Source organism: Dictyobacter aurantiacus (assembly GCF_003967515.1).
Lineage (GTDB): Bacteria > Chloroflexota > Ktedonobacteria > Ktedonobacterales > Ktedonobacteraceae > Dictyobacter > Dictyobacter aurantiacus.
On sequence record NZ_BIFQ01000001.1, the window covers coordinates 3,053,512 to 3,077,770 of the forward strand.

At 53.6% G+C, this 24,259-nt stretch carries 22 protein-coding genes and 1 tRNA gene; 10 read left to right on the top strand and 13 right to left on the bottom strand.

Going from position 1 to position 24,259, the window contains the following annotated elements; genetic code table 11:
- Positions 1-13 precede the first annotated feature (13 nt).
- Positions 14-922 carry a serine/threonine protein kinase gene (locus KTT_RS12310; RefSeq protein WP_126596254.1) on the top strand — a complete coding sequence of 303 codons (909 nt, stop codon included), beginning with the start codon at positions 14-16 and terminating at the stop codon, positions 920-922.
- Here the strand turns inward: KTT_RS12310 and KTT_RS12315 are convergent.
- From KTT_RS12315 to KTT_RS12330, 4 genes are all read right to left on the bottom strand, one after another.
- Positions 919-2,451 carry a sensor histidine kinase gene (locus KTT_RS12315; protein WP_126596255.1) on the bottom strand — a complete coding sequence of 511 codons (1,533 nt, stop codon included), beginning with the start codon at positions 2,449-2,451 and terminating at the stop codon, positions 919-921. The two genes, KTT_RS12310 and KTT_RS12315, sit on opposite strands and share 4 nt — an antisense overlap.
- Before the next feature lie 24 nt (positions 2,452-2,475).
- The gene (locus KTT_RS12320; RefSeq protein ID WP_126596256.1) at positions 2,476-3,231 is read right to left on the bottom strand and encodes a response regulator; all 756 of its coding nucleotides are present in this window, start codon (positions 3,229-3,231) and stop codon (positions 2,476-2,478) included.
- Between the two features lie 111 nt (positions 3,232-3,342).
- The gene (locus KTT_RS12325; RefSeq protein ID WP_126596257.1) at positions 3,343-4,110 is read right to left on the bottom strand and encodes a TlyA family RNA methyltransferase; all 768 of its coding nucleotides are present in this window, start codon (positions 4,108-4,110) and stop codon (positions 3,343-3,345) included.
- Between the two features lie 34 nt (positions 4,111-4,144).
- Positions 4,145-5,218, bottom strand: coding sequence for an ROK family protein (locus KTT_RS12330; protein ID WP_126596258.1), 1,074 nt, complete (start codon positions 5,216-5,218; stop codon positions 4,145-4,147).
- Positions 5,219-5,564: 346 nt separating this feature from the next.
- On the opposite strand from KTT_RS12330, the gene KTT_RS36725 reads away from it, so the two are divergent.
- Positions 5,565-5,909 carry a hypothetical protein gene (locus KTT_RS36725; protein ID WP_126596259.1) on the top strand — a complete coding sequence of 115 codons (345 nt, stop codon included), beginning with the start codon at positions 5,565-5,567 and terminating at the stop codon, positions 5,907-5,909.
- Between the two features lie 90 nt (positions 5,910-5,999).
- Here the strand turns inward: KTT_RS36725 and KTT_RS12340 are convergent, their stop codons facing one another.
- The 5 genes from KTT_RS12340 to KTT_RS12360 all read right to left on the bottom strand — a co-directional run bounded on the left by KTT_RS12340 (position 6,000) and on the right by KTT_RS12360 (position 9,663).
- Positions 6,000-6,215 carry a hypothetical protein gene (locus tag KTT_RS12340; RefSeq protein ID WP_126596260.1) on the bottom strand — a complete coding sequence of 72 codons (216 nt, stop codon included), beginning with the start codon at positions 6,213-6,215 and terminating at the stop codon, positions 6,000-6,002.
- A gap of 315 nt (positions 6,216-6,530) precedes the next feature.
- Positions 6,531-6,983 carry a D-aminoacyl-tRNA deacylase gene (gene dtd / locus KTT_RS12345; protein ID WP_126596261.1) on the bottom strand — a complete coding sequence of 151 codons (453 nt, stop codon included), beginning with the start codon at positions 6,981-6,983 and terminating at the stop codon, positions 6,531-6,533.
- Positions 6,980-7,549, bottom strand: a complete 570-nt coding sequence (gene acpS, locus KTT_RS12350; RefSeq protein ID WP_126596262.1) for a holo-ACP synthase — start codon at positions 7,547-7,549, stop codon at positions 6,980-6,982. Before acpS ends, dtd begins: the two co-directional genes overlap by 4 nt.
- Before the next feature lie 28 nt (positions 7,550-7,577).
- Complete coding sequence (locus KTT_RS12355) at positions 7,578-8,993, bottom strand: UDP-glucose dehydrogenase family protein (RefSeq protein WP_126596263.1); 1,416 nt, start codon at positions 8,991-8,993, stop codon at positions 7,578-7,580.
- Between the two features lie 4 nt (positions 8,994-8,997).
- Positions 8,998-9,663, bottom strand: a complete 666-nt coding sequence (locus KTT_RS12360) for an MBL fold metallo-hydrolase (RefSeq protein WP_218030879.1) — start codon at positions 9,661-9,663, stop codon at positions 8,998-9,000.
- Between the two features lie 633 nt (positions 9,664-10,296).
- On the opposite strand from KTT_RS12360, the gene KTT_RS12365 reads away from it, so the two are divergent.
- Positions 10,297-11,607, top strand: coding sequence for a hypothetical protein (locus tag KTT_RS12365; protein ID WP_126596264.1), 1,311 nt, complete (start codon positions 10,297-10,299; stop codon positions 11,605-11,607).
- Between the two features lie 155 nt (positions 11,608-11,762).
- Here KTT_RS12365 and KTT_RS12370 read toward each other — a convergent pair whose 3' ends face one another.
- Together KTT_RS12370 and KTT_RS12375 are read right to left on the bottom strand one after the other, a co-directional pair.
- Positions 11,763-12,557: a phytanoyl-CoA dioxygenase family protein gene (locus tag KTT_RS12370; RefSeq protein ID WP_126596265.1), complete on the bottom strand. Its 795-nt coding sequence runs from the start codon at positions 12,555-12,557 to the stop codon at positions 11,763-11,765.
- Positions 12,558-12,584: 27 nt separating this feature from the next.
- Positions 12,585-13,397 carry a phytanoyl-CoA dioxygenase family protein gene (locus KTT_RS12375; protein WP_126596266.1) on the bottom strand — a complete coding sequence of 271 codons (813 nt, stop codon included), beginning with the start codon at positions 13,395-13,397 and terminating at the stop codon, positions 12,585-12,587.
- Between the two features lie 132 nt (positions 13,398-13,529).
- Here KTT_RS12375 and KTT_RS12380 point away from each other — a divergent pair, with 132 nt between their 5' ends.
- From KTT_RS12380 to KTT_RS12400, 5 genes are all read left to right on the top strand, one after another.
- The gene (locus KTT_RS12380) at positions 13,530-14,528 is read left to right on the top strand and encodes a helix-turn-helix domain-containing protein (protein WP_126596267.1); all 999 of its coding nucleotides are present in this window, start codon (positions 13,530-13,532) and stop codon (positions 14,526-14,528) included.
- Positions 14,529-14,621: 93 nt separating this feature from the next.
- Positions 14,622-14,693, top strand: a tRNA-Lys gene (locus KTT_RS12385).
- 192 nt (positions 14,694-14,885) lie between these two features.
- The gene (locus KTT_RS12390; protein ID WP_126596268.1) at positions 14,886-15,230 is read left to right on the top strand and encodes an ArsR/SmtB family transcription factor; all 345 of its coding nucleotides are present in this window, start codon (positions 14,886-14,888) and stop codon (positions 15,228-15,230) included.
- Positions 15,231-15,585: 355 nt separating this feature from the next.
- Positions 15,586-16,407: a PHP-associated domain-containing protein gene (locus KTT_RS12395; RefSeq protein WP_160145823.1), complete on the top strand. Its 822-nt coding sequence runs from the start codon at positions 15,586-15,588 to the stop codon at positions 16,405-16,407.
- Positions 16,408-17,688: 1,281 nt separating this feature from the next.
- Positions 17,689-20,385, top strand: coding sequence for an NYN domain-containing protein (locus KTT_RS12400; protein WP_126596270.1), 2,697 nt, complete (start codon positions 17,689-17,691; stop codon positions 20,383-20,385).
- Positions 20,386-20,588: 203 nt separating this feature from the next.
- On the opposite strand, the gene KTT_RS12405 is transcribed toward KTT_RS12400, so the two are convergent.
- Positions 20,589-21,797, bottom strand: coding sequence for a M20 family metallopeptidase (locus KTT_RS12405; protein WP_126596271.1), 1,209 nt, complete (start codon positions 21,795-21,797; stop codon positions 20,589-20,591).
- Positions 21,798-21,867: 70 nt separating this feature from the next.
- Here KTT_RS12405 and KTT_RS12410 point away from each other — a divergent pair, with 70 nt between their 5' ends.
- Positions 21,868-22,092, top strand: a complete 225-nt coding sequence (locus tag KTT_RS12410) for a hypothetical protein (RefSeq protein WP_160145824.1) — start codon at positions 21,868-21,870, stop codon at positions 22,090-22,092.
- A gap of 337 nt (positions 22,093-22,429) precedes the next feature.
- On the opposite strand, the gene KTT_RS12415 is transcribed toward KTT_RS12410, so the two are convergent.
- A complete protein-coding gene (locus KTT_RS12415) occupies positions 22,430-22,915 on the bottom strand; it encodes a septum formation initiator family protein (protein ID WP_126596273.1) in 486 nt (161 codons plus the stop codon).
- A 768-nt stretch (positions 22,916-23,683) separates the two neighbouring features.
- Here KTT_RS12415 and KTT_RS12420 point away from each other — a divergent pair.
- Complete coding sequence (locus KTT_RS12420) at positions 23,684-24,082, top strand: hypothetical protein (RefSeq protein WP_126596274.1); 399 nt, start codon at positions 23,684-23,686, stop codon at positions 24,080-24,082.
- Positions 24,083-24,259: the final 177 nt, after the last annotated feature.

Genomic DNA, 24,259 nt, shown 5'->3' on the forward strand with positions numbered 1-24,259 from the left:
GAACAGATACCATATGTCTATGCCAGACGATTCTTTAGCAAAGCAGAGCAGCGATGGATTTGTGTTCGGCAACTATCGCCTGTTTCGAGTCCTGAGACGAGGTACCAACTCAACCATTTACCTGGGAGAGCATATCCACCTGGGCAATAAGGTGGTGGTGAAGGTTTTGAATAACTGGGTGGCCAATGATGAGCAAATTACGAAATTTTGCGCCGAGGCACGGCTGCACGCCAGTCTGCGCCATCCCAACATCGTGCGTATCCTGGATTTTGGCATCAAGGGGAGATCCCCGTTCATGGTAATGGACTATGCCGCCAACGGTACGTTGCAGGATTACTTTGAGCCGGATGTCGCTCAACCGCTTACCGCTATCATTCCCTTTGTGTGCAGCATCGCCAGTGCCCTGCAATATGTGCACAATCACAATATTATTCACCGCGACATCAAGCCGCAGAATATCCTGCTCAGTCGCGGCCACGAGGTCTGGTTGAGTGATTTCGGAATCGCCATCGCTGTACAGCCCGGGAACCTGCATAGTCTGCAGGAGTCGATCGGGACCGCGCTGTATGCCGCGCCCGAGCAGATCGAGGGGTATCCTTTAAAGATGAGTGATCAATATGCCCTGGCCGTTCTGGTCTATACCTGGCTCTGCGGGCGTCCACCCTTCGCTGGCTCTTCCCTTCAGTTATGCAAGCAGCATCTCTATCGCGAGCCATTGCCACCTCATGAGATTGTGCCGACTATTTCGCGCCAGCTAGAGAAAGTCATCTTGAAAGCGCTGGCGAAAGATCCATACCAGCGTTTCAATTACATACAGGACTTCGCCTATGCGCTGCGCATGGCTGATGACTCCTATTTTGACGCGCCCCTGCGGATGTTTAGCGCCTTACAACCGGCGCGCGAGGTACGTCAGCCTTCCTAATTGGAGGCCGGGATATTCTGCTGCACCTGCTGTATCTGTGGGATGCGCTGCTGCGCTTGTTGGGCCAGGGGCAGCGTAAAGATCACCGTTGTTCCCTGGCCGGGCGTGCTTTCCGCCCACACTTTGCCACCGTGGGCCGTCACAATGGCTTTAACGATGGCCAGCCCCAGGCCGCTACCGCCCGTCTTAGCGGCGCGTGAACGATCGGCGCGATAGAAGCGCTCAAAGATATGGGGCAGATCGTCCTTATCAATACCAACGCCAGTATCTCTAACCGAAATGCGTACCTGTCCGTCTTTCTCCACCGCATCCACGCTGATCTGGCCGCCCTCATTAGTATGGCGACGGGCGTTATCCAGCAGATTTAAGAGTATCTGCGTAACGCGATCGCTATCGGCCTCGGCATAGGGTAGGTCCGCCGGAATATTATTTTGCAGCTTGATGCCCAGCGCCTCGCATTCGGGTGCGATGACCGCCACCGTCTCATCTACCAGTGAGTGCAGGTCCAGAGGAGCCAGGTCCAGGTGAATCTGGCCTGCCTCCAGCATCGTCATCTGGCGTACATCGGCCACCAGGCGGCGCAGGCGCTGCACCTCGCGTCCAATGCGTTGGGCCGTCTCCTGGCGTGACTCGGGATCAGAGATTACATCGTCGGCCAGTGCCTCGCTCAGACCCTGAATCGCCGTCAACGGCGTCGCCAGGTCGTGGGCGATATTGGCGATCAGATCGCGGCGCATCTGATCCTGGCGCCGTAGTTCGTTGACATCGGCCTCAATGGTGTCTGCCATCTCATTAAATGTCTGCGCCAGCAGTCCAACCTCATCCTGTGGAAAATGTTGCGTAACGCGCTGCGTGTAGCTGCCATGTTTCATGTTTTCCGCCGCGGTAGTCAACAATTCAAGCGGACGCACAAAGCGGCGCACGAAGAGATAGCTGCACAGGGCCGCGATGACCGCCACACCCAGGCTGGCCAGAATGATGTATTGATTGATCTGACTCAGTATTCCACCATACGCAACATTGATCTGGGCGACATAGATCGCGCCAATGATCTGGCCACCGTAGTTTAATGGGACGGTGGCGTAGACAGCGGCACTATTTCCATCATCTGTATCTAACTGTATACTTCCTGTTGATGCATTTCCCGACTGCAGCGTGTTTTTCAGTGCCTGGCTTACATTGGTGTTTGTGCAGTTGCTGTAGGATAATGGCCGGGCATTGGCGCATACCACCTGGTTCCCACTGTTGTCGACAATCAAGGCAAATGACTGGTCACCGGCAACCAGGTTGCCTGATGGAAGGTTTTTCCAGTCAGAGCCATAGTGGCTATAATAATTGAGAGTCTGACTGGCTAGATAGGTGGCGGCACGACTGGTACCGCTCACCTGAAGGCTATAGAAGTAGTTCTGAACGGCGATCGCGACGGCAAAGCTGAGCACCAGCACTGTGCCCAGAATCACAAGGAGGTAGCTTAGCACCAGCTTTGACTTTAGACTAAATGTTGAGTTTTGAGGGGTAGTTGTACGCATGCTAAACGCTCCCTGCTATCTTACTCAGGCGTGTGATGACGAGGTGGCGGGGGACGGTACGAATTTATAGCCCACACCCCAGACGGTCTGGATGTGGTGGGGCATACCCGGGGCCGCCTCCAGTTTTTTGCGCAGGGTGCCGATATGCACATCGACCGTGCGGCCATCACCTAGATAGCTATAGCCCCAGACCTGGTTGAGCAGCGACTCGCGCGTAAAGACGCGGTCGGGCGCTGACGCCAGTGCGACTAGCAGGTCGAATTCTTTGACCGTCAGCGTGACCTGTGTGCCGTTGGTGGTGACGCGGCGCGAGGGTAGATTGATCACTAATCCACCGAAATGTAACTCTTCATCCCGACCGCTGTTGGCAACCGGCTCTTCCCTGGCAGGTTTACTGTCGGCCTGGTTGCCAGCGGGATGAGTGCTGCTACGGCGCAGAATCGCCTTGACGCGGCTCACCAGCTCGCGTGGGCTAAACGGTTTTACCAGGTAGTCGTCCGCGCCCGCCTCCAGGCCAGCGATACGGTCATCTTCTCCCTGGCGGGCCGTAAGCATCAGAATGGGTGTATCGGCCCAGGTACGGATACGGCGGCACACCTCCATCCCATCCAGGATAGGGAGCATCAGGTCCAGTACCACCAGGTCGGGATGCTCGCGGGCATGAAGTTCTATGCCTGCGATGCCATCGCTGGCAGCCAGGACTGTGTAGCCGGCCTGTTCCAGGTAGAGCCGGATAACCTGTGTGATGTTGGCTTCATCCTCTATGACCAGAATTTTCATAGCCTTATTCTACCTATCACTGATCAAAAAAATACCAGGAATTTGTAAGATTTTTGTATAGATATCCGGTGCGTGCTCGCACGCACCGGATATCTATACAAAAATCTTACTTCAGGCTTGATTGGTGTTTTTGAAACGTAGCTGGAAGAGGAATTCGCGATTGCCGTCTCGGCCAAGGATGGGTGAATCGATTTCGCCGGTGACTTGCAAGGGCGTGTGCTCAGAGATCCAACTACGTAGCTCCTGTAGGACGCGTTGATGCACTTCGGGATCTTTGATGACGCCACCTCCACGGTCGACTTCGGCCTTGCCCGCTTCGAACTGGGGTTTGACCAGCGCGACGATCCAGGTGTCGGTATTGTGGGCTAGCAACGGTACCAGCGCTGGCAGCACCAGGCGCAGCGAGATGAAAGAGACATCGATGACCGCGCATTGCATTGGTTCTGGCAAACTGGTGAGGTGGCGAATGTTGGTGCGCTCCATGACCACCACACGGGGATCGTTGCGTAGCTTCCAGGCCAGCTGCCCATGGCCAACGTCGATGGCGTAGACGCGGGTGGCTCCTCGCTCTAGCAGGCACTCGGTGAAACCGCCGGTCGAGGAGCCGACATCGATGGCGATCCGATCTGTTGGCTGCAACTGGAAGGTATCCAGCGCCTTTTCCAGCTTGAGGCCCCCACGACTGACAAATTTTAACTCTGGAGAAGCTTCCGCTACACGGCACGCTACGTCCGGCGGCACCAGGGTGCCGGGCTTATCTACCATCCGATCCCCCACATAGACCTGCCCGGTCATAATAATGGCACGGGCTCTCTCCCGGCTTGGAGCTAATCCCAACCGTACCAGTGCCACATCCAGACGTTCTTTCTTGACTGCCATGTTTGTCCTTGTTGCTCCTCTATATGTATCTATCTTAATGATTATAATATGACAATGCGCCGGCGCCTACCAGCCCGACGTCCGAGCCCAGCTCGGCCATCACAATTTCAACCGACCGTGCCGGTACCTTCATAGCTCGCTCCTGCAGAATGCGCCTTGCGGGTGCCAGTAGCATATCACCCATCTGCACGACCCCCCCACCCAGTACAATACGTTCGGGATTAAAGATATGTACCACATTGACGAGTCCGACCCCAATGCCCTCGGCCGCGCCCGCGATGATGTCACGCGCCTCGGGGATACCTGCCTGCGCGGCCTGTGAAACCATGCGCGCGTTGATATGCACCGCGTTCTTCTCGGACCGCTTCACATCCGCCGGCGTATCGGCGTCGGCCACAGGCTCCTGGTGAGCCAGCACGAAATTGAACAGTTTCTCGCCACGGCCAAGGGCGATCAGCTCATGGGCACGGCGAGCGATAGCGGTACCAGAAGAGATGCTCTCCCAGCAGCCAATATTGCCACAATTGCAGCGCGGACCACGCCAATCGATGGTCATGTGACCCAGTTCGGCCGCCGTACCGGAGATCCCCTCGATAATATGTCCATCGGCGATCACACCGCCGCCGATACCGGTACTGATCGTAATGTAGACCACCTCATGGCTGCCACGACCGGCTCCAAACATATACTCGCCGAGCGCCGCCGCGTTCGCATCGTTCTCGACATGAATGGGAATATTAAACTTTTCAAAGAAAATGGACCGTAAAGGGACATCAATCCAACCGGGGAGATTGGGTGGAGAGAAGACAACACCAGTACGACTGTTCAAGGGGCCTGGGGCTCCGATGCCGATACCAGCAATCTCATCTAACGTCACGTTGGCCTCACGTAACGCCTGCTGAATTGAATCAAACATGCGTGGAATCACTCGATCGGGAGATGGAGCATCGCCAGTCAATAATCCCACACGCGACAATAACTTTTCCCCTCGCAGGACTGCGGTACGAATCTGTGTACCACCGAGATCCACTCCAATCACCAGTGGGCGATCTTCGGTACTGGTACCGCGTCTGGATGATTGGATCAACTCTGTCTGTTGGTCATTCATGGCTAGTAAGCTCCGGTCGAAATTTCTTATCCTAGATGATACTGCATTTCACCCAACTGAACAAGGGAGGGACTGATAGAAGGCTGGCTCAAATTTTTTAATAGTACAAATGCCATGATATTGCATGTGACTTTGCACGTTAATACATATATAGAGCAACTACCAGGATATAATTTTATCCGGTGAAGCAGAATTTCTGCCCCAATAAACGGAGCCGACAACGTTTAATATGTAAGTTTGAAGCAATCTATCGGTTCATTGTGGTCTTTTAGTTGCATCTATCAATGCCTGTTTTGGTTCGGGCAGGCATGTGAAATGTTATTGTCGCCAATAAAAGGAGCAGACCATGCCATCAAGTGAAAGCTCACAGATATCTACCGGGTTGACCGCCTATTTCGCCATTGTTGGAATTATCGGGCTTATTTCTATTATCTTTGCCATCATTATCTGGTGGAAAATATTTTCCAAGGCGGGCTATAGCGGCGCTATGAGCCTTTTGATGTTTATTCCGATCGCCAATCTGGTTGTTCTATGTATCCTGGCCTTTGGAGAATGGCCTGTTCTGCAGGAGTTGAATATGTTGCGCCAGCAGGTGCGTTCGATGCCGCAGCAATATAGTTCTAATCCACAGGGGCCGCAGTTCGCGCCCGGACAGAACTTCCAGTCGGGTCCGCAATATCCACGCTATTAACGTCGTATCTACTACATAAAACAAAAAAAAGAAGAGGAAGCTTCCGAGGCTTCCTTTTTTGTGCCATCAATACTGGTACTGATTGACCCGCTAGAGATCGCTACTATGGCTGCGTAGGATGAAGATAAGGCTGCTGACGCCGAGCAGAAAAAGGATTAACGCGGTCCAGCCCGAGATCTGGGCGGTCGTTAGTTCGTTGCCGATCACGCTGCCGGTAAAAACCTTTGAGAGTTGGTAGATGCTCAACGCCAGAAAGAAAACGGTAATGATGGCACCTGGGATGAGCAGGCGTACTTTTTTACCCATTTTGAGCCCCTCGGGGGTAACTGCTGGTGAGGCCATATATCTACCTTCGGAATGCGCTTCTTATGTGCTACAGGGATAGTGGTTTTGATATATATGAAATAGTGCACGGTTTCTTGTAGATATATTACGTTTAATCAACAGAGAATGGATACGAATCTCTTTTTTTGAGCTTGTGTGCAGGGAATTTTCAGCTCTTAATGTTAAGACGTGTACAGTTTCTCTTTATAAAAAATAGGATGTGGATTACGCAATAATAGATATACGGAGCCACACAAAGTCTCCATTGCCACTTTGATCCGGCGTAACGCTCTTTTTTTAACGAGATAGGTGATCGCTGTCCATGATGATGGTGACGGGTCCGCTATTGATGAGGGAGACGTCCATATCGGCGCCGAAGACGCCGCCCTGCACACGCAGGCCGTGTGAGGTGAGCGCTGTCTTGAAGCGTTCGACCAGGGGTTCGGCCAGCGCGGGGGGCGCGGCCGCTGTAAAGCTGGGACGGCGACCTTTGCGAATATCAGCGTAGAGGGTAAACTGAGAGACGACCAGAATTGAGCCCTGGACATCTAGCAGCGAGCGATTCATCTTGCCTTCGGCATCTTCAAAGACGCGCAGATGCACCAGCTTCTCCGTCATCTGGGCGACCTGGACCTCTCCATCCTCATGGCCGATGCCAAGCAGGACCAGAAATCCCTGCTCGATGGCGCCGACGATCTGGCTCTCAACACTGACGCTGGCCTGCTTCACTCGCTGTACGACTGCTCTCACTCGTCCTGTTTTCCTGTTTCTAACTCTATGGATGGATCGGATTCAGCCGGGGTATCGGTCGTAACGCGGGTAGCTTGAATAGCCACGGCGATAGCGATCGAGAACTGGGCCAGATCGGCCATACTGACATCAAAGGCATTCAGACCCAGATATTCAGCGCGCTGCCTGGCTTTGCCGTGCAGACGCACCGAAGGGCGTCCACTGCGAAGATGGACAACCTCCATCTCGCGCCAGCCCACACCACGGATCCCTGTACCTAGCGCCTTACTGATCGCCTCTTTAACCGCGAAGCGACCCGCCAGCCGCGACATTTTGCCACGGCTCTGAGCCACCTCTAAATCGGTAAAGACGCGCTTCAAAAAGCGCTCCCCATGTCGTTCAAAGACCTTGCGAATGCGATCCACCTCGATGATATCCACACCGACCGCTACATTGACACCCTGGGTTGGATGCAATGAAGAGGGCAGGCCAGCCATACCGCCTGTGCCGAACAACCATTCCGGCACAGGTGCATCTGCCTGGCGTACCAGTGGGGTGAACAATAATGGCTGACCTTCTTCATTCATCGTGAATTGAAGCTCCTCTAAGGGTAATTTAGCTCTCGCTGGCGATCAAAGTCTCCTGAGCCACTTCTCCGGGTACATCGCTGGTTGTATCTCCGGCGGGCAGGACGGATGGAGCGGGGCTGGTAGCGCGGCCCATACCGCGATAGGTGAAGCCATAGCGCGACATCTCAGCAGGCTCGTAGATGTTGCGGCCATCGATCAGGATCGGTTGACGCATCGCGCCACGAACCTTCTGCATGTTCAAGGATTTGAACTCGTTCCATTCGGTCACCACGACCAGGGCGTCGGCCTGGTCGGCGACCTCGTAGGACGTTTTACAGAAGGTGACATCCTCCAGATTGACATTCTCGCGCACCAGTGCCTCACGGCCGGTCTCGGAGGCCACTGGATCATAGACGCGCACCTTCGCGCCCTGGCTGGTGACCCAGTGGATGATATCGACGGCTGGCGCCTCGCGCATATCATCGGTATTAGGTTTGAAAGCCAGACCCAGAATACCGATGGTGGTGCCGCGTAATGAGCCGAGCAGATTATTCAGCTTGGTAACCACGAGGCGGCGCTGATCATGGTTGATATCTATTACCGCACGCAACATCTGGGGATGCAGACCGGCCTCATCGGCCATATGCGCCAGGGCACGCACGTCTTTGGGGAAGCAGCTGCCGCCATAGCCCAGGCCCGCGTCCAGGAAGGAATGGCCGATACGCTTATCATAGCCCATACCAACCGCGACCTGTTTGACATCGGCCCCCAGGCGCTCACAAATCTGAGCAATCTCATTGATAAACGAAATCTTGGTGGCCAGGAAAGCATTGGAGGCGTACTTAATCATCTCCGCGGTATAGAGATCCGTGATCACGAATGGGGCGCGCAACTGCAGGTACAGGCGAGCCACCTTGTGGGCCGCCTCTGGCTCAGAAGAGCCGAGCACGATGCGGTCGGGATTTTGAAAGTCCAGCAGGGCCGCGCCCTCACGCAAGAACTCGGGATTAGAAACGACCGAGAAGCTCGCGTCAGGTGACTTCAAATTATTGCTGATCACGCGCGAAACGACATCGCCGCTCCCAACCGGAACGGTACTCTTATTAATAACGATCGCGTAGTGATCGAGATTTTCAGCGATACTGCGGGCAGCACTTTCCACGTAGCGCATATCGGCCCCACCCTGATTATTGCCGGTGGGAGTATTGACAGCAATAAAGATAAATTCGCTATTCTCAAGGCCTTCAGGATAGCTTGTCGTAAAACGCAGGCGACCAGCCTGTACATTGCGCTCTACCATCTCTTCCAGACCGGGTTCATAGATTGGGAGGATGCCCTTGTTTAAGCGATCAATTTTTTCCTGAACGATATCAATGCAGGTGACCGTATTACCTAGATCGGCCAGGCACGTGCCTGTTACCAGGCCCACATAACCTGTCCCAATTACACAGATAACTGACACAATATTACTCCTCTGCGGTTACGAATGGATTTTCATACTTCTCTTCTATAATAGTTGTCGGCTGCCCGTGACCGGGAAAGACGACCAGCTCATCTTCAAGGGTATATAATTTATTTCGGATCGATTGCTCAATCTGTTCATAGCTCCCTCCTGGAAAATCGGTGCGCCCAATACTCCGATAGAAGAGGGTATCGCCACTGAAGACACAATATGGTTGACTGATCAAGCAGATGCCACCTGGAGTATGTCCAGGGGTATGTATCACCTCGAGCGTAATCGTACCAAACGAAATAGTATCGCCCTCTTTAAGTAAAATATCTGGTTTGCGCCTGACCAACGGGGGCGTTACTCCATATTCCCGTGCTGTTCGCTCATCTGTATAAAGAGGAACATCCGCGGGATGAATAGCAAGCGGCACTGGATAGACTGCGCTAACAGCATCGATAGCGCAAATATGATCTATGTGCCCATGTGTGTTGATGATATACCTGGGAACAAGTTTTAGCTCTTTAATAGCCTCAAGGATCTTCTCGGGTTCGTCACCTGGATCTATGATGGCGGCTTCACGTGTTTCTGGACAGGCATATAGGTAGCAGTTTTCTTCGAACATGCCAACTGTCACACACTTCACAATGGGCGTTTGTTCTGTGCTGCTGATATTTGCAGGCATGCTGTATTGTTCCTCCTGGTCCTCAGGTATACAACGTTGAGAGACATTATAGCATAGCTTCTCATCAATCAGGCGCGTGCGAAACGCTACCCGGTATTTTGTTCGATCGCGCGGATCGCGTTACCATAGCAGCGCGATACCTTATAGTCCTCGAACAATCAGAGAAGCTGTTCGGGGGTATTTTTGTTCTGGTGACAGGACTTATGTACCCTTTCTGTTTGTTTCGGACGAACGAGATAGATAGAAAGTTTCACCAGGTACTGATGGTTTACCTTCTATTTTTTATGTCCGGTAGATGCAAATCCTGTTTTTATTTGCTCCTGCGATATATAACGAGGGGTCTTCTCAAATTGCCACTCAGATAGCAGTTAATTACTAACAAGGTTGTCAGGATGAGATTGTGTAGTAGGTGGTGCAAGGCCGCCCGCGGCCTTGCACCACCTACTACACAACGATTGAGCGCCGTGGGCGCGGAGTGTTCGTGGCCGCAGGCATCTCAGGGGGAGAAAGTGGACGAAACGGAATATGTAGGGTAAAATGTGTGCTATAAGGAACTTGCTTCATTATCCTGTGTCTTGGTGCCGCATGAGTGCCCAAATGGCAACTGTCAACTCAGGAGGAGTAGAGGAGCGTATGTCGAAGGATCACCTGGAACGTCGAATGTATCGTAAGAGTCCTGGACGCCAGTATGGCTATGATTATGACCCGTTGCGTAGCCGAAATGGCTCGAAATCGCCCAAGGGTGAGAGCGCGAGCAGATCTGGGATGCTGCTCGCCCAGCGCCCGGATCCCCGACGAACTCGGCAGCTCATGCGTCAAAGTATCATTGCCAGTAAGCGTCCCGTTGAAGATGAAACTGAGCAATTAGAATTTAATGATCATCTCTATGATAGCAATGATGATCTGTATGAGGCTCGCCCCAGCCGACGACCAATTGAGCGTCGCGAGGAGCCTGAGGGGTATCTGCCGCCTATCCATAGGCGTTATCGTGGTATCCAGCCTGAAGAGCGGCCGTCGCAGAGAGATCTGCCGCCAACCAGCGCGCTTTACCTGCCAGAAGATGACGAATATGAGAATGACTGGCGGGACCTGGTGGACGTCGATCCCGATCTGGGTATCGATGAAGCAATAGATGCACATGCGCGTTATGATAGTGATGACGATGGTTATGAGGTTGATGAGGAGTCGATGCAAGCCATAGCGTTGCGTCAGCCTAAATTGACGCGGCGCCTGGAACCCGAATATGTCGAGCACGTCTATCCCGAAGAAGATGATAATTACGATTATGAATATGAGTTCTCGGGAGATCAGCCCGCCGTTCGCCCGGTTAAAGGTAAAGCAAAAAAGAAGAAGTTATCCCGCCGTGGTCTGTTGATGGGGGCCGGCGCAGCCGTAGTGGCTGGCGCGGGTATCGCGGCCTATGAATACGTTCCTAAAATACCCCAGTCGGTGGGAGATGTGAGCACCAATGTCGAGCACCAGGTGCAGGATGCCTTTAACAAGGGGGTTGCGCAAGGAATGGACCAGGCGCGCAAAGAGTTTGTGACCTCACTGGAAAACCTCGAAGGCGTGACCCTGGAGGGGGCTATTACCGCGGCCCGACTGACCCGCGTCGCATACGATGTGTTTGTCTCGCCCATCGTCAAATTCGGAGCCACCATCTCGGGCGATATCCTGAAGGGGATGTTGAGTGCCTTCAAAACCGCCCGTGGTCTGCTGGCGGGCATCTATCAGGATAACTCCACGCTGATCGCGATCCAGAAGGTATTGGAATCATGGGTTGCCCAGTCCAATACCTTGCCCAAGCAACTGGATGCTATCACGCAAGCCGATCTCAGTGGGGCCCAGGCCTATCTGCGCGCCCTGCAGCGCAAGATTGATGATGAGAAGGCGAAGATGAATCAGCCGGCGGCTACACCAACTCCTAAACCGCCAGCTAAATAATTACCATAGGTTTCGTGCGTCTGCGGCGCGAAATTCTTTTAGTCAGGAACAGGTGCCATATCACGGATGGGGTGCATTCGCACCCATCCATGATATGGCACCTGTTCCTGACTAATGGGATGGACGCTCGAACGAGCGTTTGCCCTTTTGTTATATCAGGGGGCGAGGATCGGGAAGCGTTCGCCGGTCAGGGCCGCGCCCGGTGTGAGTTGGAGATCATCGGTGACGATGTGCGGTTTGCCACTGAAATGAACCTCGTCGGGCATATAGATCGTAATGATGGCGCGGCGCGGCCTGTCGCTTTGATTGGGGCCGGCGTAGTGAAACGTGCGTCCATCGTGAAAGGTACAGCTGCCGGCGGGCATCGGCTGGAAGCGTGGCGTGAAGTCCAGGTTTAACTCTCGCGCCTGTTCGTCCGGTACCAGCTTAAAAAGATCCTGAGGGGCCTTCAAGTTAATCGGCTCCAGCCGTCCCAATCTATGGGATCCTGGTATGAAGGCCATACAGCCATTCTCCACGTACACATCGTCTAACGCCATCCAACAAGAGAGCGAGCCATCCTCCTGCATGGGCCAGTAGGGAATATCCTGGTGCCAGCTGGAGGCTTTGGAATCGCCGGGCATTTTGATCAAGGCGTGATCATGCCAGAGGCGTATGGTCTGGGCCCGCGCCAGCCGGCGCGCGATCTCGGCTAGCCTGGCATTGAAAACGTAGCGGCGCACGCCTCCATGAACCTGCCAGAGGTTTACCTTCTGCACAAAGATTTTACGGTACTCGGCATCCGCGCTGCGATCATGGCTCTCATCTAACTGTTGCTCCATCACCTCATCCAGAGCCTGGCGCGCCTGCGCCAGCTCATCGGCCGTCAGCACATTGAGCAACTGGATGTAGCCATTCTCTTGATAAAATTGGACCTGCTCTTCACTGATGGGATACGTCGTCGTTGTCATCAAGCCCTCCTTTTATTTTATTGATCATTAGTTGCCGCTGTTATCAAAGTGGGGGCGTAGGGCGGACGGATCGATAGCGTCTTTATCCAACTGGTAGCGATTATCCGTCGAGATGCGCAGCTGATCGGGTGTCAGATTGGGGAGCGCCTTGTGGATGGTGTAGGAGCGGAAGAAGAGCGCGTCACCAATCTCAAAGTTATCGCTATGCCAGGTCGCCTGTGACTCATCGACCGGTACACCTTTGCCACCCACGGCGCCAGGATGGGTCGCCGTGTGCTCGATAAAGCCCTGGTGATGCGAACCGGGCCACACGGCCAGTCCCCCCAATGTCATTGGACAGGCGCCCAGCGGGGTCCAGCACGAATACGTCTCAACCGAACCACGGATATAGAAAAAATCCTGGTGGGCCGGCGTCGTATATTTTATTGAGCCGGGAAAGGTAATGCGCCCAATGCGGCGTGGATGAACCAGCACCTCGCCATCCAGCAGCTTCACCGCGATGGCCATCAACGACTCGTGGCAGGGAAAATTATGGAAGTCCGGCAGGCGTAAAACCTGGCGATAGACATCCAGATATTCCCGTTGTCCCTCGGTTTTGGGCTCGATGCCCGCTCGGGCGATACCCTCCATCAGATCGCGATCAGGGTCCAGCCAGCCGGCCTCCTGGATGATCGTCAGCACCGAGCGCCGCACCCCCAGCACCGTCTCCGCGGGCACCAGGTGGCGGAAAAACAGATATCCATACTCATCCATGCGCGCACGCAGCGTCGCGGCATCGCTGTTCGCATCCGACTGCACAAACGGAATATAGTTAGTGGTGGTTGCTTCTGCCTGGCTCATATTTTTCTTCTCTCTCCTTCGCCGGGATAGGGTATACTACGTTCATAGTGATAATAGTAAGGAAAATGAGCTCGACTTGCTTGTCAATTTGGAGAGAGATTTTGGCATTTTCACCGGATAGGAGCAAGAGCGATGGCGGTGTACGAACAATTACATTATCGGTATGAATATAGGTCTTTCTCTACGGCCCGGCAGGCGTTACAGCGCTGCTTCTTTACCGGTATCGTAACGCATCCACGCCTGCCACTTGGCATCCGACGAGAGTCTTACGAGCAGGGCAACGACACCGGCCTGCATAAGCATGAAGATTTCTATGCCCTGTACGTTGTACGTTCCGGTAGCGGCGTGCACCTGATCAACGATCATCCTTACGCCATTACGCGTGGCAACGTCTATGTCCTTTCCCCCGGAACCATCCATGCCTATCGCCACTACTGCCAGCTGGTCATCGACGCCTTTTATTTTCAGCCCGAGCTCTTCCAGCCCGATGAATTGCTGGCGTTGCGCTCGCTATCGGGTTTCTGGCGACTCTTTATCGCGTCCGAAAATCTCCAGCATCCAGTGGGACATGAAGAGGTGATCGACCATCACCTGCATTTATCGCCGGAGAAGCAGACTGAGATTGAGCGGGAGATCGCGGAGATCCATGGCGAATATACGGCGGCGTCCGTAGCGGATGCCGTGGTGCTCGTGCGCGGCCAGTTTTTCCGCATGTTGATCCACCTGGCGCGCTGGCAGAATGAGCAGGGCGAAGGCGCTAGAGTCCAGGCCAGCCTGCAGTCCGATGCACAGCAAAAGATGGGCCTGGCCAGTATTCTCCATTTCTGCGAAGAGAACTACCACGAGCCACTCAGTGTGCCGCAGTTGGCGGCCAGGATGTTTCTATCGCCCAGCCGCTTCAGTGAAATCTTTTCGCGCGAAGTTGGCATGTCTCCGGCCGCCTATATCAAGCAACTGCGCCTGGAGAAGGTACAGACCCTGCTGCGTACCACCGTACTCTCAACCACCAGTATTGCCCACCAGGTAGGATTTCGCGATAGCGCTCAACTGGCGCGCGTCTTTCGTTCAACCTTTCACCTGACTCCCACTGCCTATCGGCGTAGTTTTCGTATCCAGCAGAAGCCAGAATGATCTACGTGACCAGATCGAACAAAATAGATGCCCTTCACCCCTTGACGCTAGCCGGGCAGTATGCTATTATCATGGTGCCACGCGAAATGGCGCGGGTGACTAGCTCAATGGTAGAGCAAGCGACTCTTAATCGCTAGGTTCAGGGTTCGAGTCCCTGGTCACCCATCCATCAAAAAGCTCCCCTTACCAGGGAGCTTTTTTTTACCCATTTTTCTCATCATCTTGACATAGTATGGAACGAAACATAAGATATAAATACAATTTTATATATTGTGCTGACCCCTCTTGAACAGGCTGTAGAGCCTATCTGGGGCGGTTATCCAGACACACTCAAGAGATTGGGGAAATGGAACGCCTATGGAAAACTGGCGTGACCTCAAACGGATCTTGAAAGCGTTGGCAGGTGTCGCCCGGCTAACCATTGTCTATCACCTGGCACATAATCATGAAGTTACTGTGACAGATCTAACGGAGCGTCTGAATATCAGCCAGCCGCTTGTTTCCTGGCATCTGCGTAAATTGCGCCGCGCCAACCTGATACATACCCGGCGTGCTGGCCGACAGGTTTATTGTTCTTTAAATCAGCAGCGTTTTCAGTCCTGCCTTCAGCGTTTAGAGGGGCTCATCGATCCCGATATTCTGACCGAGTCGCTGCCGAGGGGTGCCGAACTCATTGAGGCCGATACAGGATCGGAAGAGTAGGCAGATCACGGATATAATCTTCAAGATCCCAACCATCACTACTTCGCCTCTTTACCCTGTACCGTCTGTAGGCCGTTGTGCTATGCAGTCAAGCATCACAAATTTTAACAAAAAATTACATAGCGTTAATTCGAAAGTTTAATGTACCTGTGGTAGTGTGGAAGTGGAACCTGAACGAGCGGGAGGTAGGCGTATCTGTAGACCAGAGGGTTGCAGGGCGACCGCAATTGGAACGGACGAGAGTATGTCTGGTTCTGATAACAAGGCAAACATACCATCCCGGTTATCAGGTGAGGGTAACACGTACATAAGAGAGTACTCAGCCAAACACAGGCCAATGCAGAAAAGGAAAGACATGTTAACAAGCAAACGCGACCAAGGGAAGCAAAATCTTGAGAATGTAAGCCATGGTACCGCCATGCTCAAAAAGCGCCGCAAAATGACGCCCGAGCAGGCGCGGTACGCTGGCAAGCATGGCAAGGCAGATTTGCATATGCATAGCACGTATAGCGATGGCTGTGGCACGATCGAAGAGATCCTTGAGCATGTGCAAAATAACACTGACCTGGATGTGATTGCTCTTACCGATCATGACGTTATCGAGGGGGCGCTGCGGGCCCGTGATCTGTGGGCCAGAGGTTCCTATCGTTTTGATTTTGTCGTGGGTGAAGAAGTTACAACCACCCAGGGTCATCTGCTGGCCCTTTTCATTGAGAAACGCATTCCCAACGGCTTCAGCATGGAGCGCAGCATCGACATGATACATGAGCAGGGAGGCCTGGCCGTAGTCGCGCATCCACTGCATCGTTTCTTCCGTCACAGCTGCCAGCGCAGCGTCATGGACCAGATCCATGCCTCTAAAGACGTCTGGCTCGACGGGGTCGAGACCTGGAACGCCAGTTTCTGTGGCATCTATGCCAACTACATCGCCATGGGCACTAACCGAGAAGTGTACGGTCTGCCAGAACTGGGCAACAGTGACGCGCACACCCTGAGCGCCATCGGCAGCGGAGTTACCTGGTTTGAAGGTCAGACCGCCGCTGAGATTCGTGCCGCCATCGAACAGAACGCCAGTGCCCCTGGCGGCAAAATGTGGGACATGCAGGCGTATTACCACTGGGTACGCTACCTGATGAACAAAGAACACCGTGAAGCGCGCCGCCCGGCCATCGCCTAAATACGCATGCCCTACGGCGCTCAATAGTTGTTTAGTGGATGGTGCAAGGCCAGGGATAGGTGCAGATGCACCTATCCCTGGCCTTGCACCATCCACTAAACAACTAAAGTAGGAAATGTGGATACTACTTTTATGGCAAAAAGGTTTCTGCCCTAGAATACATGATTTCTGCCGGGCTTTGCAAATCTATAGCGACAAACTACTAGTACCACCCCGTCTAAGTGTGGTACAATAGGAGTATGTTTAGCAGACATGTATAGCAACGAGCCAGACAAATGGCTGCATGGATCATACAGCCCTGGTTCGCCTTGGTGTAGTTCCCAACATGTCGATTGGCATAGGACTGCTGCTATGTAGTATTACAGCGCCAGTCATGGCCCAGAAGTACATGTTGGTAGTGAGAAACTGCTGATACTGTTTGCGAACGTCTCTGACATATTCGATGGAATGTTGGCTGGTTGCCTTAACACAACCACAACCTTTGGAGCATCGTCAATTAGATGCCTGGCCGTTACTCAAGGAATACCATCGCGCTCAGGTTGCTCACGATATGCGTTGCAGCATCCAGGCCTTCGAAATACACTTTGGCCTGCTCCGCATGAGCAAACCTGAAAGATGGTTTTCATTTACTTAGCCGTTAATGGCTCTCTCACGGTCAGCCATACTAGAGCTCGCTCCAAGGGGTTGGAATAGAGTGTAAAAACGGACGTACCGGCTCATTCAGAATATGTCATCTTACTGGTTACTGGACTTTTATCGAACACATGTGTCTGGGCACGTGTCCTGCTGGTGGGCCTTTCCAATGTGACCGCAGTGGAATGCAGTATCGCCGTCTGACGTAATACACGTCAACCACTAGAGGCGTGTGACCAAAGATATAATCGACGACAAACTGCCAGTATGGATAATCATCACGTGCTAACGATAGTTACGACGAGCGGGGTACATCTTTCCAGCGTTCGTCCAGTACCCATCAGGTTTTCCGCCGTTCACTGATGGGGGTCAGCAAGACTCGCACGCAACGGCATTGACAAAGGCAAGACCGAACCGGGATTGTATAGAAGAGCGCAGAGTGAAAAGACAGCCGAGGATAACGACGGGGCGGAATTGTTAAAATTCGCCAGGACAAATTTCTTGTTGTACCGCCCATGAGAAAAGTGCATCGGCATCAAGTTGGTTAAAGGTTTGAAGAAGCATGTTCGCCCCAACTGTCTTCAGTCGATAGTATTCTACGGAAGTAACCTGCGCTCCGGTTCGTAACGACTGAGACTGGAGATCTTAGTGACAACGCAAAATACGCATCATGAGCATAGCGACGCTGATGCATCCGTCGTGAAACATCCGTCTGTCCCCGAAAACGAAACGACGGTTAACTCCGCTGCATCTGAAACCGCATCTTCCGAAGATGTATCAAATTCTGCTGAAAGGCAGCAGGAGCAAGAGACATCAGCGGCGGCGGTTGACTCAGCGTCCGAGCAAGAGACGTCAACAGAGGCCAACGCCAGTTCTGCTGACATAACAGAATCAAACGAGGTTCCATCTGCCACTTCCGAAGCCAGTGAGGAGATCGGCAATCATTCGGAAACGCCTTCACAGGCAGAGGAGCAGTCAGAGTCCGCTAGCGAGGTACAGAAAGAGCAGTTATCTGCAATCGACGTGCCCGCCATTGAAGAGCCGGTCAGCACCGCTGACGGGCAGCAGGAAGCAGAAATTACAGCAGCTTCATCAACCCCTGACGAGCAGCCCGCCGACCAGGAGGTAACGGGGCCCGCCCACGTTGAACCGGTGTCGGAAGCGACGACCGAGAGCGCCCCTGAGGCGTCATCTGAGGAAGTCACGAGCGAAACCAGCACCGCTGATCTACTGAACGAAGTGCAAGAAGAGATAACCCGGCTGGAGCAAGAATCTCTTCCTGAGGGTGGAGTGGTATCGGGAGAGACCAGCGTTGCCTCGGAGAAAGACTCAAGCGACAAAGAGGACCTTCCTGTTCCCGATACCACCTTTCCCTATGTAGAAGGATCTGACCTCATTGATACCAGGGCTGAAGAGGTACGGCCATTTACAGATTTTATCGCCGAGTTCCGCCAGGCAGAGGCAGCACTCCAGGCTACCTTGCGCGATACTCAGGTGGAGGCCCTGACACGACTGACGACAGCCGCCGCTGAATTCGCCAATCCTGAGCAGCAGGGCGGGCCTGAATTGAGCGAGTTGACTGAGGAGTCCTCAATTATCGAAGTAAAAACTGCAGACGCTCCAAAAGCAGAGGTGCCCGTTGCTCAAGAAGAGCAGACGACCGCCATCTCAGAAGAGAAGCCAGCAGTTGTAGCAAGTGAAGAAGAGCCAAAGCCTGTGACACGACCTGTTTCCCCTTTGCTGCGTCCCGCCTCGCGCCTGCGTTTACCGCGCCATGGAGTGTTTGGACGCCATACACGAGAAGAAGTGCAGCAGCCAGCTGCTGAAGAGAAGCCAGCCAACGTGGCCAAAGCCGAAAGCTCAACCGAAGCCGCCGCCGAAGCGACTCCGCCACGTCCGGCTCGTCGCTACCGTTTCGATCGGCCGGCCAGCACCGTAACCAGCAGCCCCATTCATACACCTGCTCGCGCGACAGGCACTGTCCATACAACGCAGACAGCTGCCCAGCGCAAAGCCGAAGAGAAGCTGCAGCGTGCTGAAGAGGCGAAGGCCAGCCAGCAGGAACAGCAGGCCAGCACAGCTCCTGCTCCTGAGTCCCCGGCTGCCAACAATAAAAAGCACGCCGGCAATAATGGTGTAACTCAGGAAGCCGAGAACAACACAACGGCCCAGCCAGCCGAACAGCATGGACGTCGCCGCCATAGTCAGAAAGAGCAGGCAGCTTCTCATGAGCCTGCCGTGGAGACACCCACGCCGGCCGTCGAGCAGCAGGGCAACAATCATCATAAAGAAGAGATCGCGCCCGAGGATCTGCCGCCGCTGGAGTACTCTGAGTTGCAGAAGGCCAGTTCCCGCCGTCGTCGTCGCCATCGCTCTGGATCGAGCAACACGACAACCTCGCATGCCAATCAGCGCAACGAAAATGGGACAGGAGAGGAACATGTACCACCATCTCCAACCCCGGCACCCGCGCCGATGCCCGCGCCACTGACGCGTACACCGGCGGCATCTGTCGAAAGCAACAACATATACTCAATCATTTCTGGTCATACCGTAAACCAGATGAACCAGGGAAATGATATGACCGGACCATTTATGGGACCGGAGCCTTCGCCCGCACGTGGCAGCGTTCTCTCACGCGATGGCCGCAACACCCGCGCTGAGAGTCGTCCCGCTCCGACCCCGTCGCTGTATCCATCCTCGCGTTCGTCCGAAGGGGGGATGTCGGCGGCCGCTATGAACCAGTTCGCTAATGTTGTAGCGCAGGCCCTGCAAACGCAGACGGATCGCATGGTATCGGAGTTCCGCCGCATCAGCCAGGCGCCGACCAACGTTTCAGTCACGCTGCCACCGTTCCCATCCACGGAGCGAGTCGGCGTGTTTGTAGACGTGGCCAATCTGCTCTATTCCGCCCGCACCCTGCGTATTGGTGTTGACTTCGGCAAGCTGCTCGACTTCCTGCGCGGCAACCGCCGCCTGGTTCGTGCCCATGCCTACTGTCCGACCAGCCCACAGCCTGGCGACGAGCAGATGTTCCTGCAGGCCGTCAAAGGACTTGGCTATCGCATCACTACCAAGAACTACAAAACCTTCTCCAGTGGCGCTAAAAAGGCTGACCTGGACCTGGATCTGTGTATGGACGTGGTACGCCTGGTCGATGGAGGCGCGGTCGACTGCATCGTGCTGGTCAGTGGCGATAGCGACTTTATGCCGATGCTCGACTACTGTTCTGACCATGGTGTGCGCGTAGAGGTTGCCGCCTTTGACGAGGCGATGTCCGCCACCTTGCGCCAGAGTTGTGATCTGTTCATCAACCTCTCAATGCTCGAAGAGATTCGCGCCTGAGCGGCTAACTAAAATAGAAAAAGCGCGGGTAGCCCTATGGGCTACCCGCGCTTTTTCTATTTTTAAGGGCTGGGACAACGCCATGGGTGGGTGCATTCGCACCCGCCCATGGCGTTGTCCCAGCCCTTAAAATAAAGTGGCTTCCTATGCGGGCTCCTGAGTGGGAGCGGCTTTCCTTTGAGGGTGGTACAGGCAAACGAACGCTACTCGGTGCGTGGACCGATCGATGTGATCAGACCAGCCAGCAGGGCTGTACGTGGCGCGATGCTATCCAGCTGCATATACTCATTGGGGCTATGGTCCAGCCCTCCTACGGGCCCCAGGCCATCGAGCGCGGGATAGCCGAAGCCAGAAGCGTAGTTCGCATCTGAGATCCCTCCGGTTGGCGCGTGACGCACCTCAAAGCCCAGGTCTAGCGCAATCTCTTGTGCCAGTCTGGCCATGCGCAGATTCTCAGGGGTACAGGTCATCGGCTCGCGGTCATCAGGATCAATCTCGATCGACAGTTCCACTCCCGCGACCAGTGGTTGCTGTAGCAGTTCATACCAGTGCTGCTCAAACGCTACGCGATCCTCGGTACGCGCGAAGCGAACATCAACGCAGGCCTCCGCGAAATCGGGCACCACATTGGTGGCCGTGCCGCCTGTGATGCGGCCCGTATTGATGGTCAGGCCATCGCGCCAGCCATTGAGCGCCTGTAATTGTACGATCTGGTGAGCCAGCTCCACAATGGCATTAGAGCCTTTTTCTGGTTCCACGCCCGCGTGCGCCGAATGGCCGCTGGCGCGTATCTTATACCAGGCCCCTCCCTTACGCGCGCTCACCAGGTCGCCATTTTCGCGGGCCGCCTCCAGCACCAGGGCCGCGTGGCAGCCACTGCACACCTGGCGGATAATCTCTTTACTATGGCGATCACTAATCTCCTCATCGGAGACGCACAGGAAACGGACCTCCGCGAAATCGAGATGCTTGATCGCTTCCAGCGCTTCCAGCGCATAGACCGCCGAGAGGATGCAGCCTTTCATATCGATAACGCCAGGACCATAAACTTTATCGTCTTCGATTCGTACAGGCCGGGCCGCCGCTGTACCAATCGGATAGACCGTATCCATATGACCCAGAAGCACAATAATACCCCGCCCCGTCCCTTTTAACACCCCATAGACATCATTGCCCCATTTTTCATTTTCAAAGATAGTGACATCCATATCTAATCCGCGCATACGCCCGGCCAGGTAAAGTGCCACTTCATCAACGCCCGCCTTGTGAGCCGTTCCCGAGTCGATGGCACAGAGATCGCTTAACTCATGCAGATAGCGTGTCAAATGTTCCTGCATGTAATCTTCCACCTTATGCGCGGGTGATTTTTCAGCCAGAGACGTTTGTTCCGACACTATAGATTGCGTACTCATAACGACATAACTCCTACTCAATAAAGAATTGGCCGGCCGGCCTCCCCTGGGTAGGAAGGCGCCGAACTCATTGGTGGCGTTTTGTGATCCCGGTCAGATTTTTCTGGCAGCTATGCTCAGTGCTGCTAAAGCTGATAAAGTGCTACCAACCGTATCCCATCCCCACATAACCCCCGCTCTGGCCTGGTTTGATATGCGCATGGCCGACCTTTGTGTGAATAAGCCAACCACGGCTCCTAATGGTGGATCACCATTGATACCACAAGAGAGGAGAAAGACGATTATCAAAGATTAGGAAGTAGTATTCCATATCCAGGCGCTCAGAAAGCCATAGCCAAAGCTAACTAATGTTGCACGTAAAAAAAAGAAAAGCGGAACGCTGTATGCGCTCCGCCTGAGATAATACAAAATTTACGCTGCGAAACGCACCTTTCCAAGTAAAAGCTCAAGAAGCTCCAGCCAATACTGGAGCTGCATAATAGGATGGCTTAATATTACGTCAGGTTTGCGCTTCACATTCATTTGTTGTTCCAAAAGTGATAATTTGTATAACGTAAATATACTCACGTTATACTTTCATCATACATAGGCTGTCAAGAAAATGAGAGGATTGTATGACTTTCTTCTATTCTCTAAGGTGTTGAACCAAAAAAAACTTTCCACCAATCCTGCCAGTGCCCCTGCTGAGGCGGTGGCGCGGGGGTCGGTTTAATCTTCTGCTGTCCCTTATTATTAGCATCGATGATGACGACCGCGTGTTCGCCGGGACGGATATAACCGAACTGCTGGCGCGCCTCATTTTCTACTACAGCTGGATTTTGATAATGCCGGGCATCTTGAGACAGCCTGCTATGTTGTGTGCGTACCTGTTGCAGGGTCTGTTGCTCCTGCTGCACCTGGGCGATCAAATGATGATTCGACCAGGCCTGGGCAAAGGTTGCCAGCAAAAGGGCGGCGCAGATAAGTCCCGTTACCCACATAATTGTTCGCGTGAAGAGAGAGGTACGGCGCGCGCGTGAGCGACCGAACGTTTCTTCCATTCCAATGGCCGAAGTCACATTGGGACCGCTCCCCTCGGGGCGGGATGAAAACTGGGGCCTTCTAGGACGACTTTGCACGTAACCCCCTTTCAATTGGTATACGTTTTAAACACCTGCTAAGTATCAGTAACTCTATTTTACCATTAACTGTTTACGAAAAATCCTTCTTGAGACGAGGCGGGACTTTTGTAGGTCGGAGCCGTGTTTCAATCCATGGTTATCTGCATGCCCGGGCTTTTGCCCCCCCGCGGTGCTCAGCAATCCATCGTGTGGTGATAGAACAGGGGCGCAGCCACGCCCCAGCGATGCTTAGAGCGTGTCAGACTCCCATCACTCTGGGGGCACATGAGTGCCCCCACACGCGCGGCCGCGCTGGTTTTATATATTGGTGCATCGGATGCATATCCGCGCACCCGATGCACCAACATATGGAAAGATGGTGAGCTCGCCAAAATCAAAAGCTCATGAGAAAAGATGGTGCACACGACGAAAGCCTGACACGCTCAGCAACTGATAGTATATGGTGAAACAGGGGCGCGGCCGGCCCTCCCGCGGTGCCTCAGCAATCCATAGAATGGTGGTAGAACACAGGCGCGGCCGCGCCCCTGTTTCACCATATACAAAATCAATGCGGCCGCGCATGCGGCCGCCCGTATGGGGGCGCCCCCGTATCCCAAGAAGAAAGTGAAACTCTCTCAGAGATTAATTCCTGCTTGCAAAAAGATTAGATTTACATTAAACCCAGCTTTATGAGCTCAAATCATGCTATCTGATCCATGGATTTTTTGTCCTATTTCCGTTATCATTCATCGTGTAGAGAATATATTGTTAAGGAGGTAGAGAAACATGAGTGCAACCCTGTGTCCGACAACTGATATCGACTTAGATGTTTGTAACGTGTCCATTGCCACGAATGATGAGTATGAAACGACTCCGATGGCTGTTGCTTTACCACCGCAACAAGCTGATGACGAGGAAGTATTGTACGCTGGCTTTGAAGAGGCCATCAGTGGACGTTGCCAGGCCTGGAAGCGTTTGAGCGATGGCAGCCTGAATAGTGTGCAGCATACCAGTAAAAAATATGCCACAGCCGCCCTGCCCACAACTGAGGCGTTGACTACTGATCAGATGGTAGCGTTTGTACAGCGTAACTGGCAAAGTGGCGTCCTGATAGCATGCCTGGCATTAATGTTTATCTTAATTGGCTTTGACGTGATGGGAATGCTTGTATTAGCTATGCGTTAATAGGGGCCGTGGTGTTGATTATTTAATTGCGCCGATACGGCCTCTCTCCTCTTATTTTTCCACAGAGAAAATCGGACGCGAGGTCCGAACCTATGGGATCCCCCATTATTACCCCTCCGATGAGAATGGGCGTGTGTACCAAATCATTATTATATGCGTTTACGTGCGTGGGATGGT

Bases quoted from the DNA above. Each gene is read 5' to 3' on its own strand.
- KTT_RS12325 (WP_126596257.1), bottom strand. From the start codon at position 4,110: ATGGCAGTCAAGAAAGAACGTCTGGATGTGGCACTGGTACGGTTGGGA.
- KTT_RS12405 (WP_126596271.1), bottom strand. From the start codon at position 21,797: ATGAGTACGCAATCTATAGTGTCGGAACAAACGTCTCTGGCTGAAAAA.
- KTT_RS36725 (WP_126596259.1), top strand. From the start codon at position 5,565: ATGCCATCAAGTGAAAGCTCACAGATATCTACCGGGTTGACCGCCTAT.
- KTT_RS12315 (WP_126596255.1), bottom strand. From the start codon at position 2,451: ATGCGTACAACTACCCCTCAAAACTCAACATTTAGTCTAAAGTCAAAG.
- KTT_RS12330 (WP_126596258.1), bottom strand. From the start codon at position 5,218: ATGAATGACCAACAGACAGAGTTGATCCAATCATCCAGACGCGGTACC.
- acpS (WP_126596262.1), bottom strand. From the start codon at position 7,549: ATGAATGAAGAAGGTCAGCCATTATTGTTCACCCCACTGGTACGCCAG.
- KTT_RS12390 (WP_126596268.1), top strand. From the start codon at position 14,886: ATGGAAAACTGGCGTGACCTCAAACGGATCTTGAAAGCGTTGGCAGGT.
- KTT_RS12360 (WP_218030879.1), bottom strand. From the start codon at position 9,663: ATGCCTGCAAATATCAGCAGCACAGAACAAACGCCCATTGTGAAGTGT.
- KTT_RS12320 (WP_126596256.1), bottom strand. From the start codon at position 3,231: ATGAAAATTCTGGTCATAGAGGATGAAGCCAACATCACACAGGTTATC.
- KTT_RS12340 (WP_126596260.1), bottom strand. From the start codon at position 6,215: ATGGGTAAAAAAGTACGCCTGCTCATCCCAGGTGCCATCATTACCGTT.
- KTT_RS12420 (WP_126596274.1), top strand. From the start codon at position 23,684: ATGAGTGCAACCCTGTGTCCGACAACTGATATCGACTTAGATGTTTGT.
- KTT_RS12375 (WP_126596266.1), bottom strand. From the start codon at position 13,397: ATGAGCCAGGCAGAAGCAACCACCACTAACTATATTCCGTTTGTGCAG.
- KTT_RS12395 (WP_160145823.1), top strand. From the start codon at position 15,586: ATGTTAACAAGCAAACGCGACCAAGGGAAGCAAAATCTTGAGAATGTA.
- KTT_RS12365 (WP_126596264.1), top strand. From the start codon at position 10,297: ATGTCGAAGGATCACCTGGAACGTCGAATGTATCGTAAGAGTCCTGGA.
- KTT_RS12310 (WP_126596254.1), top strand. From the start codon at position 14: ATGTCTATGCCAGACGATTCTTTAGCAAAGCAGAGCAGCGATGGATTT.
- KTT_RS12370 (WP_126596265.1), bottom strand. From the start codon at position 12,557: ATGACAACGACGACGTATCCCATCAGTGAAGAGCAGGTCCAATTTTAT.
- KTT_RS12380 (WP_126596267.1), top strand. From the start codon at position 13,530: ATGGCGGTGTACGAACAATTACATTATCGGTATGAATATAGGTCTTTC.